Annotated in this window: 22 protein-coding genes and 1 pseudogene; 3 read left to right on the top strand and 20 right to left on the bottom strand. The window is 67.6% G+C overall.

What is annotated here, in order from left to right:
- Window positions 1-137: 137 nt before the first annotated feature.
- Complete coding sequence (gene glmS, locus ABZS97_RS00220; RefSeq protein ID WP_356131453.1) at window positions 138-1,985, bottom strand: glutamine--fructose-6-phosphate transaminase (isomerizing); 1,848 nt, start codon at window positions 1,983-1,985, stop codon at window positions 138-140.
- A gap of 179 nt (window positions 1,986-2,164) precedes the next feature.
- Between glmS and coaA the strand changes: the two genes are divergently transcribed.
- Both coaA and ABZS97_RS00210 read left to right on the top strand, forming a co-directional pair.
- On the top strand, window positions 2,165-3,154 hold the full coding sequence (gene coaA, locus ABZS97_RS00215; RefSeq protein WP_356131450.1) for a type I pantothenate kinase: 990 nt from the start codon (window positions 2,165-2,167) through the stop codon (window positions 3,152-3,154).
- A 46-nt stretch (window positions 3,155-3,200) separates the two neighbouring features.
- Entirely contained in the window at window positions 3,201-4,145 is a 945-nt protein-coding gene (locus ABZS97_RS00210; protein WP_356131447.1) for a DUF389 domain-containing protein, read from the top strand.
- Between the two features lie 15 nt (window positions 4,146-4,160).
- Here ABZS97_RS00210 and glmM read toward each other — a convergent pair whose 3' ends face one another.
- The 3 genes from glmM to rplM form a co-directional block, all read right to left on the bottom strand.
- The gene (gene glmM, locus ABZS97_RS00205; RefSeq protein ID WP_356131444.1) at window positions 4,161-5,519 is read right to left on the bottom strand and encodes a phosphoglucosamine mutase; all 1,359 of its coding nucleotides are present in this window, start codon (window positions 5,517-5,519) and stop codon (window positions 4,161-4,163) included.
- A gap of 160 nt (window positions 5,520-5,679) precedes the next feature.
- Window positions 5,680-6,207 (bottom strand): 30S ribosomal protein S9, encoded by a 528-nt coding sequence (gene rpsI, locus ABZS97_RS00200; RefSeq protein ID WP_356131441.1) that lies wholly within the window; start codon window positions 6,205-6,207, stop codon window positions 5,680-5,682.
- Between the two features lie 44 nt (window positions 6,208-6,251).
- Window positions 6,252-6,695: a 50S ribosomal protein L13 gene (gene rplM / locus ABZS97_RS00195; protein ID WP_356131438.1), complete on the bottom strand. Its 444-nt coding sequence runs from the start codon at window positions 6,693-6,695 to the stop codon at window positions 6,252-6,254.
- Between the two features lie 395 nt (window positions 6,696-7,090).
- On the opposite strand from rplM, the gene ABZS97_RS00190 reads away from it, so the two are divergent.
- Window positions 7,091-7,969, top strand: coding sequence for a hypothetical protein (locus tag ABZS97_RS00190; RefSeq protein ID WP_356131435.1), 879 nt, complete (start codon window positions 7,091-7,093; stop codon window positions 7,967-7,969).
- 33 nt (window positions 7,970-8,002) lie between these two features.
- Here the strand turns inward: ABZS97_RS00190 and ABZS97_RS00185 are convergent, their stop codons facing one another.
- From ABZS97_RS00185 to rplR, 16 genes and pseudogenes are all read right to left on the bottom strand, one after another.
- Complete coding sequence (locus tag ABZS97_RS00185) at window positions 8,003-8,755, bottom strand: polyprenol monophosphomannose synthase (protein ID WP_356131432.1); 753 nt, start codon at window positions 8,753-8,755, stop codon at window positions 8,003-8,005.
- Window positions 8,756-8,792: 37 nt separating this feature from the next.
- Complete coding sequence (gene truA / locus ABZS97_RS00180) at window positions 8,793-9,650, bottom strand: tRNA pseudouridine(38-40) synthase TruA (RefSeq protein ID WP_356131429.1); 858 nt, start codon at window positions 9,648-9,650, stop codon at window positions 8,793-8,795.
- Between the two features lie 71 nt (window positions 9,651-9,721).
- Window positions 9,722-10,216 carry a 50S ribosomal protein L17 gene (gene rplQ / locus ABZS97_RS00175; protein ID WP_356131426.1) on the bottom strand — a complete coding sequence of 165 codons (495 nt, stop codon included), beginning with the start codon at window positions 10,214-10,216 and terminating at the stop codon, window positions 9,722-9,724.
- A 116-nt stretch (window positions 10,217-10,332) separates the two neighbouring features.
- Window positions 10,333-11,355 carry a DNA-directed RNA polymerase subunit alpha gene (locus ABZS97_RS00170; protein ID WP_046583607.1) on the bottom strand — a complete coding sequence of 341 codons (1,023 nt, stop codon included), beginning with the start codon at window positions 11,353-11,355 and terminating at the stop codon, window positions 10,333-10,335.
- Between the two features lie 138 nt (window positions 11,356-11,493).
- Entirely contained in the window at window positions 11,494-11,898 is a 405-nt protein-coding gene (gene rpsK / locus ABZS97_RS00165) for a 30S ribosomal protein S11 (protein ID WP_003956432.1), read from the bottom strand.
- A 67-nt stretch (window positions 11,899-11,965) separates the two neighbouring features.
- Entirely contained in the window at window positions 11,966-12,346 is a 381-nt protein-coding gene (rpsM, locus tag ABZS97_RS00160; protein WP_266455950.1) for a 30S ribosomal protein S13, read from the bottom strand.
- A 188-nt stretch (window positions 12,347-12,534) separates the two neighbouring features.
- Complete coding sequence (rpmJ, locus tag ABZS97_RS00155) at window positions 12,535-12,648, bottom strand: 50S ribosomal protein L36 (RefSeq protein ID WP_003998809.1); 114 nt, start codon at window positions 12,646-12,648, stop codon at window positions 12,535-12,537.
- Window positions 12,649-12,706: 58 nt separating this feature from the next.
- Window positions 12,707-12,928, bottom strand: a complete 222-nt coding sequence (gene infA / locus ABZS97_RS00150) for a translation initiation factor IF-1 (RefSeq protein ID WP_003948620.1) — start codon at window positions 12,926-12,928, stop codon at window positions 12,707-12,709.
- Between the two features lie 214 nt (window positions 12,929-13,142).
- A pseudogene (locus tag ABZS97_RS00145) lies at window positions 13,143-13,277 on the bottom strand (type I methionyl aminopeptidase); the annotation flags it as partial.
- Between the two features lie 135 nt (window positions 13,278-13,412).
- A complete protein-coding gene (gene map, locus ABZS97_RS00140) occupies window positions 13,413-14,249 on the bottom strand; it encodes a type I methionyl aminopeptidase (RefSeq protein WP_356131420.1) in 837 nt (278 codons plus the stop codon).
- A gap of 153 nt (window positions 14,250-14,402) precedes the next feature.
- Window positions 14,403-15,065: an adenylate kinase gene (locus ABZS97_RS00135; RefSeq protein ID WP_356131417.1), complete on the bottom strand. Its 663-nt coding sequence runs from the start codon at window positions 15,063-15,065 to the stop codon at window positions 14,403-14,405.
- Window positions 15,065-16,378 (bottom strand): preprotein translocase subunit SecY, encoded by a 1,314-nt coding sequence (secY, locus tag ABZS97_RS00130; RefSeq protein WP_356131414.1) that lies wholly within the window; start codon window positions 16,376-16,378, stop codon window positions 15,065-15,067. The genes ABZS97_RS00135 and secY overlap by 1 nt, the downstream gene beginning before the upstream one ends.
- Window positions 16,379-16,602: 224 nt before the next feature.
- Window positions 16,603-17,058 (bottom strand): 50S ribosomal protein L15, encoded by a 456-nt coding sequence (rplO, locus tag ABZS97_RS00125; protein WP_356131411.1) that lies wholly within the window; start codon window positions 17,056-17,058, stop codon window positions 16,603-16,605.
- 2 nt (window positions 17,059-17,060) lie between these two features.
- Window positions 17,061-17,243: a 50S ribosomal protein L30 gene (rpmD, locus tag ABZS97_RS00120; RefSeq protein ID WP_055553514.1), complete on the bottom strand. Its 183-nt coding sequence runs from the start codon at window positions 17,241-17,243 to the stop codon at window positions 17,061-17,063.
- Complete coding sequence (gene rpsE / locus ABZS97_RS00115; RefSeq protein WP_006376045.1) at window positions 17,243-17,848, bottom strand: 30S ribosomal protein S5; 606 nt, start codon at window positions 17,846-17,848, stop codon at window positions 17,243-17,245. Before rpsE ends, rpmD begins: the two co-directional genes overlap by 1 nt.
- A gap of 40 nt (window positions 17,849-17,888) precedes the next feature.
- Window positions 17,889-18,272 (bottom strand): 50S ribosomal protein L18, encoded by a 384-nt coding sequence (gene rplR / locus ABZS97_RS00110; protein ID WP_356131408.1) that lies wholly within the window; start codon window positions 18,270-18,272, stop codon window positions 17,889-17,891.

The following is an 18,272-nucleotide window of genomic DNA, read 5'->3' as shown; positions in this document are numbered from 1 at the left end:
AGATCTCGCATCGTACAGACGCACGAGTACCGCGGACCCGTGCCGGGCCTGTGAGTCGGATCATGAAGGCAGAAGGATTGGCAGATCCGTACCACGCGTGACCTCGTGATCGACGACGTGATCGACGGTGTGCGGGACTACTCCACCGTCACCGACTTCGCCAGGTTCCGAGGCTGATCCACCTCGTTCCCGCGAGCCGTGGCCAGCTCGCATGCGAACACCTGGAGGGGAACCGTCGCGACCATCGGCTGGAGCAGGGTCGGGGTGACCGGGATACGGATCAGGTGGTCGGCGTACGGCACGACCGCCTCGTCCCCGTCCTCCGCGATCACGATGGTTCGCGCACCCCTCGCCCGGATCTCCTGGATGTTGGACACGATCTTGTCGTGGAGCACGGACCGCCCGCGGGGCGACGGCACGACCACCACCACCGGCATGTCCTCCTCGATCAGCGCGATCGGCCCGTGCTTCAGCTCGCCCGCCGCGAAGCCCTCCGCGTGCATGTACGCGAGTTCCTTCAGCTTGAGCGCACCCTCCAGCGCCACCGGATACCCCACATGGCGCCCCAGGAAGAGCACCGTGTTCTTGTCGGCGAGCGAACGCGCCAGCTCCCGTACCGGCTCCATGGTGGCGAGGACCTGGTCGACCTCACCGGAGATCTTCGCCAGGTCCCGGATCACGGCCTGGATCTCGTCACCCCACTTGGTGCCGCGCACCTGCCCCAGGTACAGCGCCACCAGATAGCAGGCCACCAGCTGCGTCAGAAACGCCTTGGTCGACGCGACCGCGACCTCCGGGCCCGCGTGCGTGTACAGCACCGCGTCGGACTCGCGCGGGATCGTCGAGCCGTTCGTGTTGCAGATCGCCAGCACCTTGGAGCCCTGCTCACGGGCGTGCCGCAGCGCCATCAGCGTGTCCATGGTCTCGCCGGACTGGGAGATGGCGATCACCAGCGAGCGCGAGTCGAGAATCGGATCCCGGTAGCGGAACTCACTGGCCAGCTCCACCTCGCACGGGATCCGCGTCCAGTGCTCGATGGCGTACTTGGCGATCAACCCGGCGTGGAACGCCGTACCGCACGCGACGATCACGACCTTGTCGATCTCGCGGAGCTCCGAGGTGGAGATCCGCACCTCGTCGAGTGTCAGCGAGCCCGCGGCGTCGATCCGGCCCAGGAGCGTATCGGCGACAGCCTTGGGCTGCTCGGCGATCTCCTTGAGCATGAAGTAGTCATAGCCCCCCTTTTCCGCCGCCGACGCGTCCCAGTCGACGTGGTACGAGCGCACGTCCCCGGGGGCGCCGTCGAACCCGGTGACCGTCACCCCGTCCCGGCGCAGCTCCACCACCTGGTCCTGCCCCAGCTCGATCGCCGACCGTGTGTGGGCGATGAATGCGGCGACGTCCGAGGCGAGGAAGGCCTCGCCCTCTCCGACGCCCACCACCAGAGGCGAGTTCCGCCGCGCCCCGACCACCACGCCCGGCTCGTCCGCGTGCACCGCGACCAGCGTGAAGGCGCCCTCCAGCCGCCGGCACACCAGCCGCATCGCCTCCGCGAGGTCCGCGCAGGCCGAGAACTCCTCCGCGAGCAGGTGCGCCACCACCTCGGTGTCCGTCTCGGAGGCGAGCGCGTGCCCGCGCTCCGCCAGCTCGGCCCGCAGCACGGCGAAGTTCTCGATGATCCCGTTGTGCACCACGGAGACTCGGCCCGCGTTGTCCAGATGCGGGTGCGCGTTGGCGTCCGTGGGCCCGCCGTGGGTCGCCCACCTGGTGTGCCCGATGCCCGTCGACCCGGCCGGCAGCGGCCGGTCCACCAGCTCCTTCTCCAGGTTGACCAGCTTCCCGGCCTTCTTCGCCGAGGCGAGCCCGCCGTCCGCGAGCACGGCGACGCCCGCCGAGTCGTACCCCCGGTACTCCAGTCGCTTCAGTCCGGCCATCACCACGTCAAGCGCCGACTGCGACCCCACGTATCCCACGATTCCGCACATGGGCCGCAGCCTACGGGCCGACGCCCGCCCCAACACGGCTCTTCCTGCCCGATATCGGAAATTCCCGCGCCCGTACGAAGCCCGTACGAAGCGCGCGCGCCGTCCCCTTCGAAGCCGCGCCGTCCCCCGCGTGACGGACCCCACCCCCCATCCTGTCCATACTCCCGTAACAATGGACTGTGATCTCTCCGGTCTCCCCGTCGCAGCGGAGCGCCCACCGGCCCAAGCCGGAGGCGACTCCTTACGTCGACCTCACCCGTGCCGAGTGGAGCGCGCTGCGCGACAAGACGCCGCTCCCGCTGACCGCCGAGGAGGTGGAGAAGCTGCGCGGCCTGGGCGATGTCATCGACCTCGACGAAGTGCGGGACATCTACCTCCCGCTCTCCCGCCTGCTGAATCTCTACGTCGGCGCCACGGACGGCCTGCGCGGCGCCCTCAACACCTTCCTCGGCGAGAAGGGCTCCCAGTCGGGCACCCCCTTCGTCATAGGGGTCGCGGGCTCGGTCGCGGTCGGCAAGTCCACCGTCGCCCGTCTCCTCCAGGCGCTTCTCTCCCGCTGGCCCGAGCACCCCCGCGTCGAGCGGGTCACCACCGACGGCTTCCTCCTGCCCACCCGGGAGTTGGAGGCGCGCGGCCTGATGTCGAGGAAGGGCTTCCCGGAGTCCTACGACCGCCGGGCCCTCACGCGTTTCGTCGCGGACATCAAGGCGGGCAAGAACGAGGTCACCGCCCCGGTCTACTCGCACCTGATCTACGACATCGACCCCAGCCGAAAGCTCACGGTCCGCCGCCCCGACATCCTCATCGTCGAGGGCCTGAACGTCCTGCAGCCCGCCCTGCCCGGCCAGGACGGCCGCACCCGCGTGGGCCTCGCCGACTACTTCGACTTCAGCGTGTACGTCGACGCCCGCGCCGAGGACATCGAGCGCTGGTACCTGAACCGTTTCCGCAAGCTGCGCCAGACGGCGTTCCAGAATCCGTCGTCGTACTTCCGCAGGTACACCCAGGTCTCCGAGGAGGAGGCGCTCGACTACGCGCGCACCACCTGGCGGACCATCAACAAGGTCAACCTCCTGGAGAACGTGGCCCCGACCCGTGGCCGTGCGGGCCTCGTCATCCGCAAGGGACCGGACCACAAGGTGCAACGACTGAGCCTGCGCAAGCTGTAGGACGGCCTGAGGGACGCCCTGAAGGACGACCTGTTAAAAAGGCGTCATGCTGCATCTGCGCCTCATCACGCCCGCAGACCGGACCGACGACGTGGTCCGCCTGATCGAGAAGACGGTCGGCACCACGCACCTCGTCGTGCTGCCGGGCGCCGCCCGCAACCCCGTCGGGGACGTGGTGATGTGCGATGTCGCGCGCGAGTCGGGCGACGAACTCCTGGTCGGCCTGCGGAAGTTGGAGATCGACAAGACAGGCTCGATCGCCGTCGAGAACATCGACCTGTCGCTGTCCAGGCGCGCCGACAAAGCCGAGGAGGAGGCGCCCGGCGAGGGCGCGGACGCGGTCTTGTGGGAGCAGTTGCGGGACGCGACGCACGAGGAGTCGACGCTCAACGTCACCTATCTCGCGTTCCTCACCGTCGCCACGATGCTCGCGGCCTGCGGTGTGATGCTCGACAACGCGATCCTGATCGTGGGCGCGATGGCGGTGGGCCCGGAGTTCGGCCCGCTGGCCGGGATCTCCACGGCCCTGGTCCAGCGCTCCCCGCATCTGGTGTTGCGCTCGCTGTGGGCGCTGCTCGCCGGGTTCGCGGCGGCGATGTTGCTGACAGTGGGCTTCAGTTGGCTGCTGGACGCCTTCGGCCTGTTCGAGAGGTCGATGGTGGAGGCGGCCCGGCCCAACACGGCGTTCATCTGGAAGCCCGACTGGATGTCGTTCGTGGTGGCGTTCCTCGCGGGCGTCGCCGGGACGCTCTCGCTGACCTCCGCCAAGTCGGGCGCCCTGATCGGCGTCGCGATCTCGGTGACGACGGTCCCGGCGGCCGCGAACGCCGCGGTGGCCTTCAGCTACACGGACTACTCCCAGACGTGGGGCTCCACCTGGCAGCTGCTGGCCAACCTCGGCGGCATCGTCGTCGCGGGCACTCTCACGCTGCTCGCCCAGAAGTGGTTCTGGGCGAGGCAGCGCAGGATCCCCGTCGGCGGGATCGGCTGACGGGCCGGACAGGTCCTAGCCCAGCGCCGACTTCACGACATCGGCGAGGCGTCCGGCGACCGACCGTGCCTGGTCGATGTCGGCGGCCTCGACCATGACGCGGACGAGCGGTTCGGTGCCCGAGGGGCGCAGCAACACCCGTCCGGTGGAGCCGAGTTCACGCTCGGCGTCGACGACCGCGGCGGCCAGCTCGGCGGAGGTCCGCACCCGGGAACGGTCCACGTCGGGGACGTTGATGAGCACCTGCGGGAGCCGCTCCATGACGGAGGCGAGGTCCTTGAGCGTACGGCCGGTCTGGGCGACCCGGGCGGCCAGCAGCAGGCCGGTGAGGGTGCCGTCGCCGGTGGTGGCGTGGTCGAGGACGATCACGTGCCCGGACTGCTCGCCGCCGAGCGCGTACCCGTGCTCCTTCATCTCCTCCAGCACATAGCGGTCACCGACCGCCGTCTGCACCAGCGAGATGCCCTCGCGCTCCATGGCCAGCTTGAAGCCCAGGTTCGACATGACCGTCGCGACAACGGTGTTGGAGCGAAGTACGGAACGCTCCCGCATCGCCAGCGCGAGTACGGCCATGATCTGGTCGCCGTCGATCTCGGCGCCCGTGTGGTCCACGGCGAGGCAGCGGTCGGCGTCGCCGTCGTGCGCGATACCGAGGTCGGCGCCGTGCTCGACCACAGCGGCCTTGAGGAGGCCCAGGTGGGTGGAGCCGCAGCCGTCGTTGATGTTGAGGCCGTCCGGGTCGGCGCCGATCGTGATGATCTCGGCACCGGCGCGCGAGAACGCCTCGGGCGACACGCGTGCGGCGGCGCCGTGCGCCTCGTCGAGGACGATCTTCAGCCCGTCGAGACGGTTGGGGAGGACGGCGATGAGGTGGGCGACGTACTGGTCGAAGCCCTCGGCATACGACTTGACGCGGCCGACTCCGGCTCCGGTCGGACGGCTCCAGGGGGCGCCGGTGCGGTGCTCGTCGTAGACGGCCTCGACCCGCTCCTCCAGCTCGTCGTCGAGCTTGTGCCCGCCGCGCGCGAGGAACTTGATGCCGTTGTCCGGCATGGCGTTGTGGCTGGCCGAGAGCATGACACCCAGGTCGGCGCCGAGCGCGCCGGTGAGGTACGCGACCGCGGGGGTGGGCAGCACGCCGACGCGCAGGACGTCCACGCCCGCGCTGGCGAGGCCCGCGACCACGGCGGCCTCCAGGAACTCCCCGGACGCACGCGGATCCCGCCCGACCACTGCCACCGGCCGGTGGCCCTCGAACGAGCCCGCCTCGGCGAGTACGTGTGCCGCTGCCACGGAGAGTCCGAGCGCGAGCTCGGCCGTCAGATCCGCGTTGGCGACACCGCGCACACCGTCCGTGCCGAAGAGTCGTCCCACTTGTCCTCCCGAGGTACTTCAGAATTCGGAATTCATCCGATCACACAAACCTTTGAGGGCCTTGTGCCGTTATACGCCCAAGCCTGTGATAAACGAACGCCCCGGCGGCACACAGCGTGCCGCCGGGGCGAACGGTCGTACAAGAAGCAGCAGGCGGTGATTAACGCTTGCTGTACTGCGGGGCCTTACGGGCCTTCTTGAGACCGGCCTTCTTGCGCTCGACCGCACGGTCGTCGCGCTTGAGGAAGCCGGCCTTCTTGAGGGCGCCGCGGTTGTTGTCGACGTCGGCCTCGTTCAGCGCACGGGCGACACCGAGACGGAGCGCACCGGCCTGACCGGAGACGCCGCCACCCGAGATACGGGCGATGACGTCGTAACGGTCGTCGAGCTCGAGCACCTTGAAGGGCTCGTTGACTTCCTGCTGGTGCACCTTGTTGGGGAAGTAGTCCTCAAGGGTGCGACCGTTGATCTTCCACTTGCCGGTGCCCGGAACGATCCGGACGCGGGCGATGGCGTTCTTGCGACGGCCCAGGCCGGCGGCCGGCTGCGGGTCGCCGAAGCGGCCGGCGAGCGACTCCGAGGTGTACTCGCCCTCGACGGGCACCTCGGACTCGGTGGTGTAGCTCTCGATGTCGACGAGCTCGGTCTCGGTCTCTTCGACCGGCTGCTCAACGGTGGTCTCGGCCACGATGCTCCTCAGATTCTTTTCTGTCTTTGGGGGTGTGGCCGGAACTACTGCGCGACCTGGGTGATCTCGAACGGCACCGGCTGCTGCGCAGCGTGGGGGTGCTGGTCGCCCGAGTAGACCTTCAGCTTCGAGAGGCACTGACGGCCCAGGGTGTTCTTGGGGATCATGCCCTTGATGGCCTTCTCGACGGCCTTCTCGGGGTTCTTGGCCAGCAGCTCGTCGTAACGGACGGAGCGCAGACCACCCGGGAAGCCGGAGTGGCGGTACGCCAGCTTCTGGGTCTTCTTGTTGCCGGAGAGGTGCACCTTGTCGGCGTTGATGATGATGACGAAGTCACCGGCGTCGACGTGGGGGGCGTAAATCGGCTTGTGCTTGCCCCGCAGGATGTTCGCGGCAGTGGTCGCCAGACGGCCCAGGACGACATCCTGGGCGTCGATGACATACCACTGGCGAGTGATGTCGCCGGGCTTAGGGCTAAACGTACGCACTTCGTAGCCTTCGCTTCTTCAGTGGATGGGTCCTGACACATGGCATCACTGAAGCGATCGTGCAGCTGGGGACGACAGTGCCGGGAACGATGCCCGTATGCCGCCCACTGGTAACTGCTCCAGGGAACCTACGTACGGCCCTATCGCGTGAGAACGACCAAGCCGATACGCATAACAAAGTGCAACACTACCCGCGCCGCCCCGGACGGGTCAAAACGCGCGAGGACGACCCCCCGGCGGAACCCTCTCGGGCATCCACGGAGGCCGCTCCATCCGGAGCATCCGGAGATGTCACTTTTGCCGTTCCCCCCAAGGGTACGACGAGGGCACGAGAGAGACAGGAGTGGCCTCCGGAGCGGAACGGCACCCCCCGCACCCCGTCTAAGATGCGGCCCATGAGCTATGGGCAGGGGGAGCCCCCGTGGGATCCCTGGAAACCGGGTTCCCAGCAACCGCAGTGGGGCAACCAGAGCGGCGGGACGCCCGACTGGGCGGCACTCGCCGAGGCGTCGGAGTCGCGCAACAAGCGGCGCAGACTGCTGCTGATCTTCGGCGGCGCCTTCGCCACGCTGGCGATCGGTGCTGCCGTCGCGGTGGCCGTCGTGTCCGCGAACGGCGACAGCCAGACCTCGGGCAAACCCACCTCCGACCTGCCCCCCAGCGCCGCCATCCCGAGTGACAGCACGGGAGCGGACCCCTCCTTCGAGCCGACCACGGCGCCTCCGCCGCTGGACCCGATGGACTTCATATCCAGCGCGAAGAAGGACACGGCACCGCTCAGCCCGGACATCCTCTTCCCGGGTTCGCAGCTGACGATGGGCGACCGCGTCTACCGCAAGGGCGCGACGGCCTCGACGACGAAGTGCGCCACCGCCGTGCAGGGCACGCTCCCGCCGGTCGTCACCAGGAACGACTGCACCCGCGTGATGCGTGTCACGTACGCCAAGGACGGCATCGCGGTGACGGTCGGCGTCGCGCTCTTCGACACCGCGGAACAGGCGACGAAGGCCAAGAAGGAAGCGGACAAGAAGAGCATCGTGACCTCCCTGCCCGGACAGGGCGTCCGCGCCTTCTGCCGTACGGCGATCTGCCGCACGACCACGAACTCCTACGGCCGCTACGCCTACTTCACGATCTCCGGGTTCACCAACGGCAAGGACGTGACGGACAAGGACACCAAGGTGTTCACGACCGGCGACGACCTGGCCGAGTTCACGTTCCGGCAGATCCGCCGCCGCGGTGAGGCCCAGGCGTCGGCGGCGGCCACCCAGTAGTACCCGGCCCGGCCGCCGCTCCCCCGCCTCTCGCTACTTGCCCTTCATCCGCAACCGGATCGGCACGACCGCCGACTCCAGCTGGGTGCGCAACGTCATCTTCGAGACGCCCTCGGTCCGCTCCTCGAAGCGGATCGGGATCTCGACGGCGCTGTGCCCGGCGCGTACGGCCTTGTACTTCAGCTCGACCTGGAAGCTGTAGCCCGCGCTGTCCAGCGTGGCCAGGTCGACATCCCGCAGGGCCGTGGCCGTCCACAGGTTGAAGCCGGCGGTGATGTCCCGGATCTTCGTGCCGAGCACCGTGCGCGCGTACCGGTTCGCGAACCGCGAGAGCAGCACCCGGTGCACGCCCCAGTCCTCGTCGAGCGCGCCGCCCTCGACATACCGGCTGCCGACGACCAGCCCGACGCCGGTGGCCAGGGCCGTGCCCAGCATCTGCGGCACCGCGTGCACGGGATGGCTGCCGTCGGCGTCCATCTGCACCACGTACGCCGCGCCCTCGTCGAGCGCGGCGCTCATCCCGGCGGTGTAGGCCCGCCCCAGGCCGTCCTTCTCGGTGCGGTGCAGCACGCTCATGCGGTGCCGCCCGTCGGCGTTGTACTTCTCGGCGAGTTCGTCGGCGATCCGCCCGGTGCCGTCCGGGCTGGAATCGTCCACGATCTTCAAGTGCAGCCCGTCGAGCGGCAGTTGCAGCACCGCCTCGACCATCCTCGGCAGGTTCGCCGCCTCGTTGTACGTCGGCATCACCACGGTGACCGCCGCGTCCGCCCCCAAGTCGTGGGTCATTTCCATCCCCTCTGGATCATCGGGTTCTCGCGAGACCTCAGCAACAACCGGCCCCGGGCAGCGTCCGCTTGTTCCGCGCCTCCTTGTTGCGCGCGGCCAGCAACTCATCGGCGGGGTAACCGACTTCCTCCAGCGTCAGCCCGTGCGGCCGTACGACATGCACGGCCGAATCCCGTACACCGGCGGCCAGCACCTTCCCGGGCCAATCGGCGGGGCGGTGCCCGTCCCCCACGAACAGCAGCGCCCCGATGAGCGAGCGCACCATGTTGTGGCAGAAGGCATCCGCCCGCACGGTCGCGGTGATGATCCCGTCCGCACCCCGCAGGAGGCTCAGCTCCTGGAGGGTACGGATGGTGGTCGCGCCCTCGCGCTTCTTGCAGTACGCGGCGAAGTCGTGCTCCCCGACGAGCCGCCCGGCCGCCTCGTTCATGGCGTCGACGTCGAGCGGCCAGTCGTGCCACAGAACGTGGCCGCGCAGCAGCGGGTCGACGCCGCCCGGGATGTCGGTCACGCGGTATGCGTAGCGCCGCCAGACGGCGGAGAAGCGCGCGTTGAATCCGCTCGGCGCTTCCTCCACCGACCACACCCGTACGTCCTTGGACAGCCGCCCGGCGAGCCGCTTCAGCAGCTTCTCTCGGTGCTCTGCCCAGAGCTCCTCGGGCAGATCGACATGCGCCACCTGCCCGCGGGCGTGCACGCCCGCGTCGGTGCGGCCGGCCACGGTCAGCTCGTGCGTCGTCTCCCCGGACCGCGTCACCGTCCGCAGGGCGTCCTCGATCTCGCCCTGCACGGTCCGCCGCCCCCCGGCCTGCTTGGCCCACCCGGAGAACTCGCTCCCGTCGTACGACAGGTCCAGCCGCACCCGTACGAACCCGGGCTCTACCTCGTCACTCACCCATTGATCCTCTCAAAACGCGAAAGCGGGCCCGCCCCGAAGGGCGGACCCGCTCAAACGCGAGCCGAAGCTCAGGCGTCCTTGGACTCGTCGCCCTCGGCAGCAGCCGGAGCAGCGTCCTCGACGACCTCGGCCTTGGGAGCCTCGGTGTCCTTCGCGGCACGCTTGGTGGCGGCCTCGGCCTCACCCGTGGCCTGCTGCGCGACGGTCAGCGCCTCGACCAGCTCGATGACAGCCATGGGCGCGTTGTCGCCACGGCGGTTACCGATCTTGGTGATACGGGTGTAGCCACCCGGGCGGTTCTCGTAGCGCGGGCCGATCTCGGTGAAGAGCGTGTGCACGATGCTCTTGTCCGTGATCACCGAAAGCACCTGACGGCGGTTGTGAAGGTCACCCTTCTTCGCCTTGGTGACCAGACGCTCGGCGTAGGGACGCAGGCGGCGGGCCTTGGCCTCGGTGGTGGTGATGCGGCCGTGCTCGAAGAGCGACTTCGCGAGGTTCGCGAGGAGCAGCTTCTCGTGCGCGGCGCTGCCGCCCAGACGGGCACCCTTGGCGGGCTTCGGCATGGTGTTTCTCCTAGGTGTCTGCCCCGGCCGTATCAGGTACCGGGGTCAGTGTCCGAGCGGGCGGATGCCCGTCGAAGATCCGGGGGTCTTCGCGAGACCCCCGGAGGTGGTGCGGATCAGTACTGCTCGGTCTCCACGAACCCGGCGTCCACGTCGTCGTCGGCGCCGAAGGCGTCCGCGGCGGCCGTGGGGTCGAATCCGGGCGGGCTGTCCTTGAGGGCCAGGCCCATGCCGGCCAGCTTCGCCTTGACCTCGTCGATGGACTTCGCACCGAAGTTGCGAATGTCGAGGAGGTCGGCCTCGGAGCGGGCGACGAGCTCACCCACGGAGTGGATGCCCTCACGCTTGAGGCAGTTGTACGACCGAACGGTGAGCTCGAGCTCCTCGATCGGCAGGGCGAGATCAGCGGCAAGGGCGGCGTCCGTGGGGGACGGGCCCATGTCGATGCCCTCGGCGTCGATGTTGAGCTCGCGCGCCAGACCGAACAGCTCGACCAGGGTCTTACCGGCCGACGCCATGGCGTCACGGGGACGCATGGCCTGCTTGGTCTCGACGTCGACGATCAGCTTGTCGAAGTCGGTGCGCTGCTCGACACGGGTCGCCTCGACCTTGTACGTGACCTTCAGCACCGGCGAGTAGATCGAGTCGACCGGGATGCGCCCGATCTCCTGACCGACCTGCTTGTTCTGAACGGCGGAGACGTAGCCGCGACCGCGCTCGACGGTCAGCTCCATCTCCAGCTTGCCCTTGCCGTTGAGCGTGGCGAGGACGAGGTCGGGGTTGTGCACCTCGACACCGGCCGGGGGCGCGATGTCGGCGGCGGTGACCAGACCCGGGCCCTGCTTGCGCAGGTACATCACGACGGGCTCGTCGTGCTCCGAGGAGACGACCAGCTGCTTGATGTTGAGGATCAGGTCGGTGACGTCCTCCTTGACGCCCGGCACGGTGGTGAACTCGTGCAGAACGCCGTCGACGCGGATGGACGTGACCGCCGCACCCGGGATCGAGGAGAGGAGCGTACGACGCAGGGAGTTGCCGAGGGTGTAGCCGAAGCCCGGCTCCAGCGGCTCGATCACGAACCGTGAGCGGAATTCGTCGACGACCTCTTCGGTCAACGAGGGACGCTGAGCAATCAGCATGTTGCGATCCTTCAGTCAGGGACGCCCGCTATTTGACGTCCTGCTCACCGGGCGGAGCCCGATGTTGCTACTACTGCAAGGGTACGGGCGGCACGCCCCCGAGGAGACGTACCGCCCGAAACCTAAGACAACCGTGCGTCAGACGCGGCGGCGCTTGGGCGGACGGCAGCCGTTGTGCGGGGTGGGGGTGACGTCCTGGATCGAGCCGACCTCGAGGCCAGTGGCCTGGAGGGAGCGGATCGCGGTCTCGCGACCGGAGCCCGGGCCCTTCACGAAGACGTCAACCTTGCGCATGCCGTGCTCCTGCGCGCGGCGGGCGGCCGACTCGGCGGCCATCTGCGCGGCGAAGGGGGTGGACTTGCGCGAGCCCTTGAAGCCGACGTGGCCGGCGGAGGCCCAGGAGATCACGTTGCCCGAGGGGTCCGTGATCGAGACGATGGTGTTGTTGAACGTGCTCTTGATGTGCGCGTGGCCGTGAGCGACGTTCTTCTTTTCCTTGCGGCGCACCTTCTTGGCAGCGCCCTGACGACCCTTGGGGGGCATCTGTTTCTCCTACAGGGAGGTGGTCGGTCCTACAGCGAAGACCGCTTGGTAAAGCGTCCGCTGAGGACTACTTCTTGCCCGGCTTCTTCTTACCGGCGATGGCGCGACGCGGGCCCTTGCGGGTACGAGCGTTCGTGCTGGTGCGCTGACCGTGAACGGGCAGGCCACGACGGTGGCGAAGACCCTGGTAGCAGCCGATCTCGACCTTGCGGCGGATGTCGGCCTGCACCTCGCGACGGAGGTCACCCTCGGTCTTGAAGTTGGCGTCCACGTACTCGCGGATGCGGACCAGCTCCTCCTCGGAGAGGTCGCGCACGCGGGTGTCGGGGTTGACGCCGGTCTCGGCCAGCGTCTTCTGCGAGAGGGTCCGGCCGATGCCGAACACGTAGGTCAGGGCGACCTCCACACGCTTTTCACGCGGGATGTCAACACCGGAAACGCGTGCCATTCAATGGCTCCAGTTGTCGTTCGGAGGTCTTCCACAGGACCGGTTCCCAGTTGCCGTATGAGGTACGAACCGGGTCCCCGGCCTCCGACCGGGGGTGTCGGACGTGAGAAACACGTCCGGGTCCTGCGTATGAACATGTACTGCTGCGTCGCGCGAAGTTCTGCGGGTGCAGAAGGTGCGGTCGTGCGTCAGCCCTGGCGCTGCTTGTGGCGCGGGTTTTCGCAGATGACCATGACCCGGCCGTGACGGCGGATCACCCTGCACTTGTCGCAGATCTTCTTGACGCTCGGCTTGACCTTCATTGGGTGAGGTTCTCCGGGTCAGTGCCACCACCCCGCGGAAGCGGGGCACAGGCAAGATCTACTTGTATCGGTAGACGATCCGGCCACGCGTCAGGTCGTACGGAGACAGCTCCACCACGACCCGGTCGTCAGGGAGGATGCGGATGTAGTGCATACGCATCTTGCCGCTGATGTGTGCCAGCACCTGGTGGCCGTTCTGGAGCTCAACCTTGAACATGGCGTTCGGAAGAGACTCGACGACAGTGCCCTCGATCTCGATGGCACCTTGCTTCTTGGCCACGCTTCGCCCTTCGAATCGACTACCTTGATCGACTCCGTACGAGCGCATGCAGGCATGCGGGTGCACGAGAGCCGACGAGTCAGTCTACGTCAGGGCCCCCGGAAAGACGAATCGAGGAAGAATGCCCCGCATTCAAGATCATCATGCGGGCATACCGAGGCAACCGGGAGCACTGGGGAGAAGAGAGCAACCCGGACATCAACGAGCCTGAGCACTACGCCAGCGGATCCGGCGCCGCGGTGATCCCGTGTTCCGCCAGCTTCGCCTTGCCGCCGTCCACGGCGGTCAGGACGAGAGGGCCCTCTTCCGTGAGGGCGACGGAGTGCTCCCAGTGCGAGGACCAGGTCCCGGCCCAATTCTGGATGCCGCCCTCGCGGGCTCGGCGCCAGGGCGCCTCACAAGCTTCGAGCGGCTGCGCCGACCTCCGACCGGCGGTCCTGGCACGGGCCGCCGGCCGGGCGCGACGGATCCGAGCAGCGTACGACTACGCCAGCGGATCCGGCGCCGCGGTGATCCCGTGTTCCGCCAGCTTCGCCTTGCCGCCGTCCACGGCGGTCAGGACGAGCGGGCCCTCTTCCGTGAGGGCGACGGAGTGCTCCCAGTGCGAGGACCAGGTCCCGTCGGTCGTGATGACCGTCCAGTCGTCTTCGAGGACCTCGGTCTTCGGTGTGCCCAGGGACACCATCGGCTCGATGGCCAGGCAGAAGCCGGGGACCAGCTTGGGGCCCTTGCCGCGCTTGCGCTCGACGTAGTTCAGCAGATGCGGGTCCATGTGCATCTCGGTGCCGATGCCGTGGCCGCCGTAGTCCTCGATGATTCCGTACTTGCCGCCGCCTGGCTTCGGCTGACGGCGGATGTACGTCTCGATGGCGCGGGAGACGTCGACCAGGCGGTTGCCCAGCTTCATGGCCGCGATGCCGGCCCACATCGACTCCTCGGTCACCCGGGAGAGCTCGACCAGCTCCGGAGCGTGACCCGTGCCGACGAACGCGGTGAACGCGGCGTCGCCGTGCCAGCCGTCGATGATCGCGCCGGCGTCGATGGAGATGACGTCACCGTCCTTCAGGACGGTCTTGTCGTCGGGGATGCCGTGCACGACGACCTCGTTGACCGAGGTGCAGATGGTGGCGGGGAACCCGCCGTAGCCGAGGAAGTTCGGCTTGGCGCCGTGCTCGGCGAGGACCTTGCGGGCGACCTCGTCCAGATCCCTGGTGGTGGCGCCGGGAACCGCCGCCTCACGGGTGGCCGCATGCACGGCGGCGACGACCAGCCCCGCCTCACGCATCTTGGCGATCTGCTCGGGGCTCTTGATCTGCACCATGGGCGCCTGCGCTCTCCGTCTTCTCCGTCAACCGGCGCCGACGTTCCTGTCGACCGGTCCCTACACGTGCTCGTGCCCGGACAGACACGCGCCTGTACAACACTACGGCCGCGGCGCCCCTGAAGGGCACCGCGGCCGAAGCTGGTGTGACGACTACTTGCCGTCGTCCTCGCGCTTGAGCGCATCCATCGCACGCCCCGTGACCTCGTCCACCTTGCCGAGGGCCGAGATCGTGACCACCAGGCCCTGGGCCTTGTAGTAGTCGATGATCGGCTCGGTCTGCGTGTGGTAGACCTCCAGGCGCTTGCGCACCGTGTCCTCGGAGTCGTCGTCACGCTGGTACAGCTCGCCGCCGCAGACGTCGCAGACGCCCGCCGCCTTCGGCTGCTTGTACTGCACGTGGAAGACGTGGCTGGAGTCCTTGCGGCAGATGCGGCGACCCGCGATGCGCTTGACGACTTCGTCCTCGGGGACCTCGAGGTCCAGGACCGCGTCCAGCTTCATGCTCTCGGTCTTCAGCATCTCGTCCAGCGCCTCGGCCTGCGAGACGTTGCGAGGGAAGCCGTCGAGCAGGAAGCCGTTCTCGGCGTCCGGCTGCTCCATGCGGTCCTTGGCCATCCCGATGGTGACCTCGTCCGGCACCAGGTTGCCGGCGTCCATGAACGCCTTCGCCTGCTTGCCCAGCTCCGTGCCCTGGCTGATGTTGGCGCGGAAGAGGTCGCCCGTGGAGATGTGCGGGATCGACAGGTTCTGGGCGAGGAACGCGGCCTGCGTTCCCTTGCCGGCACCGGGCGGCCCGACGAGGACGATTCGCATCAGCGGAGGAACCCTTCGTAATTGCGCTGCTGAAGCTGGCTCTCGATCTGCTTCACCGTTTCGAGACCCACACCCACGATGATCAGGATGCTGGTACCACCGAACGGGAAGTTCTGGCTTGCCCCGAAGCCAACCAACGCCATCGTCGGTACGAGAGCGATCAGACCCAGATACAGCGACCCCGGCCAGGTGATCCGGTTGAGTACGTAACTCAGGTACTCGGCGGTCGGCCGGCCAGCCCGGATGCCCGGGATGAAGCCACCATACTTCTTCATGTTGTCGGCGACTTCCTCAGGGTTGAAGGAGATCGCCACATAGAAGAACGCGAAGAACACGATCAGCAAAAAGTACATGCTGATGTAAATCGGGTGATCGCCCTTGGTCAGATTCTGCTCAACCCAGGTTTTCCAGCCGGAAGTGTCCTTGGAGAACTGAGCGACCAGCGCCGGAATGTAGAGCAGCGACGACGCGAAGATGACGGGAATCACACCCGCCTGATTCACCTTCAATGGGATGTAGGTGGACGTACCGCCGTAGGACCGGCGGCCGATCATGCGCTTCGCGTACTGGACGGGGACCCGGCGCTGAGCCTGCTCGACGAAGACCACCAGGCCGACCATGACGAGACCGACGGCGATGACCGTGCCGAACTCGATCCAGCCGCCGGCGAGGGTGCCCGACTTCTTGATGGCCCAGAGCGCGGACGGGAACGTCGCGGCGATCGAGATGAACATCAGGATCGACATGCCGTTGCCGATGCCGCGGTCGGTGATGAGCTCACCGAGCCACATCACGACGGCCGTACCGGCGGTCATGGTGACGACCATGGTGATGGTCGTGAAGATCGACTGGTCCGGCACGATCTGGTTGGCGACGGGGCAGGAGCCGAAGAGCGCGCCGCTGCGGGCGGTGGCCACCAGGCCGGTGCCCTGCAGGATCGCCAGCGCCACCGTCAGATAACGGGTGTACTGCGTGATTTTCGCCGTGCCGGCCTGGCCCTCCTTCTTGAGGGCCTCCAGACGCGGGATCACCACCGTCAGCAGCTGCAGGATGATGCTCGCGGTGATGTACGGCATGATGCCGAGCGCGAAGATCGTGATCTGCAGCAGTGCGCCGCCGCTGAACATGTTGACGAGACCGAACAGGCCCTGGTTGCCCTTGGCCGCGTCAATGCACGTCTGGACGTTCTTGTAGTCGACGCCAGGGATCGGGATGTGGGTACCTACGCGGTACACCACGATCACGCCGAGTGTGAAGAGCAGCTTCTTGCGCAGGTCGGGCGTCCTGAACGCCCGGGCGAACGCGGTGAGCACGGTGCCTCCTGCGACCCCCGCGCAAGTGCGTCAGAGGTGACGGTCTTGAGGTTCGACGAATGAATGGCGGTCAACTTCCGCCCGGCGAACGGCCTGATGAAAGTTGGCAGTGCAGGCCACCTTACCGGCGGGACTGCCCCCCTTGGAACGACCAACCGGGGATGCCCCTTTTGTGGGGCATCCCCGGCTGGGAATCGCTCATGTCATCGAGACGCCTGAAGTGATCAGACGAGCTCGGTGACCGTACCGCCGGCGGCGGTGATCTTCTCCTTGGCGGAGCCGGAGACGGCGTCAACCGTCACCTGCAGCGCCACGGTGATCTCGCCCTGGCCGAGGACCTTGACGAGGCTGTTCTTGCGAACGGCACCCTTGGCCACCAGACCCTCGACGGTGACTTCGCCACCCTCGGGGTAGAGCGAGGCGAGCTTGTCCAGGTTCACGACCTGGAACTCGACCTTGAAGGGGTTCTTGAAGCCCTTGAGCTTCGGGAGACGCATGTGGAGGGGCATCTGGCCACCCTCGAAGCGCTCCGGAACCTGGTAACGGGCCTTCGTACCCTTGGTACCACGACCGGCCGTCTTACCCTTCGACGCCTCACCACGACCCACACGGGTCTTGGCGGTCTTGGCGCCCGGGGCGGGACGGAGGTTGTGGATCTTGAGCGGGTTGTTCTCACCCATGATCAGTCGACCTCCTCGACCGTCACGAGGTGGCGGACGGTGTGCACCATTCCGCGGAACTCGGGGCGGTCCTCCTTGACGACCTGCGTGTTGATGCCCTTGAGACCAAGGGAGCGCAGGGTGTCACGGTGGTTCTGCTTGCTGCCGATGTACGACTTCGTCTGCGTGACCTTGAGGCGAGCCATTACGCACCCGCCCCGGCACGTGCACGAAGGAGAGCCGCGGGGGCGACGTCCTCGAGGGGCAGACCACGGCGAGCCGCGATCTCCTCGGGACGCTGCAGGCCCTTGAGGGCCGCCACGGTCGCGTGCACGATGTTGATCGCGTTGGACGAGCCGAGCGACTTCGACAGGATGTCGTGAACGCCGGCGCACTCGAGCACTGCACGCACCGGGCCACCGGCGATAACGCCGGTACCGGGGGAAGCAGGCTTGAGCAGGACGACGCCCGCGGCCTTCTCGCCCGTGATCGGGTGCGGGATGGTGCCCTGGATACGGGGGACCTTGAAGAAGTGCTTCTTGGCCTCCTCAACACCCTTGGCGATGGCGGCCGGCACCTCCTTGGCCTTGCCGTAACCGACACCGACGGTGCCATCGCCATCGCCCACTACGACGAGCGCAGTGAAGCTGAAGCGACGACCACCCTTCACAACCTTGGCGACGCGGTTGATCGCGACAACGCGCTCAACGTACGCGGTCTTCTCGGCGGCAGCAGCGCCGCCGTCACGGCCCTTCCGGTCCCGCCGCTCGCCGCCACCGGCACCGCTTCCACGGCGCTGGGGTCCAGCCATTGGATTACCTCTCTCTGTTTCCGCTAGCTACGGAAGCGGCTCAGAACTTGAGTCCGGCTTCGCGGGCGGCGTCCGCCAGGGCAGCAATGCGCCCGGCGTACTGGTTGCCACCACGGTCGAATACGACAGCCTCGACACCGGCGGCCTTGGCGCGCTCGGCGACCAGGGCGCCGACCGACTTGGCCTGCGCGGACTTGTCGCCCTCGCCACCGCGGATCGTGGTGTCCAGGGTCGACGCCGACGCCAGGGTGTGACCCTTGATGTCGTCGATGACCTGGGCCACGATGTGGCGGTTGGAGCGCGTCACGACCAGGCGCGGACGCTCAGCCGTACCCGAGACGTGCTTACGGATCCGGATGTGACGACGCTTGATGGCAGCACGCTTGTAAGCGTCGCCCTTAGCAATCTTGACACCGTATGCCAT

This window comes from Streptomyces sp. NPDC005485 (assembly GCF_040606085.1).
Lineage (GTDB): Bacteria > Actinomycetota > Actinomycetes > Streptomycetales > Streptomycetaceae > Streptomyces.
Note: the sequence above shows the minus strand (reverse complement) of the source record. Positions and strands in the feature narration are given on the sequence as shown.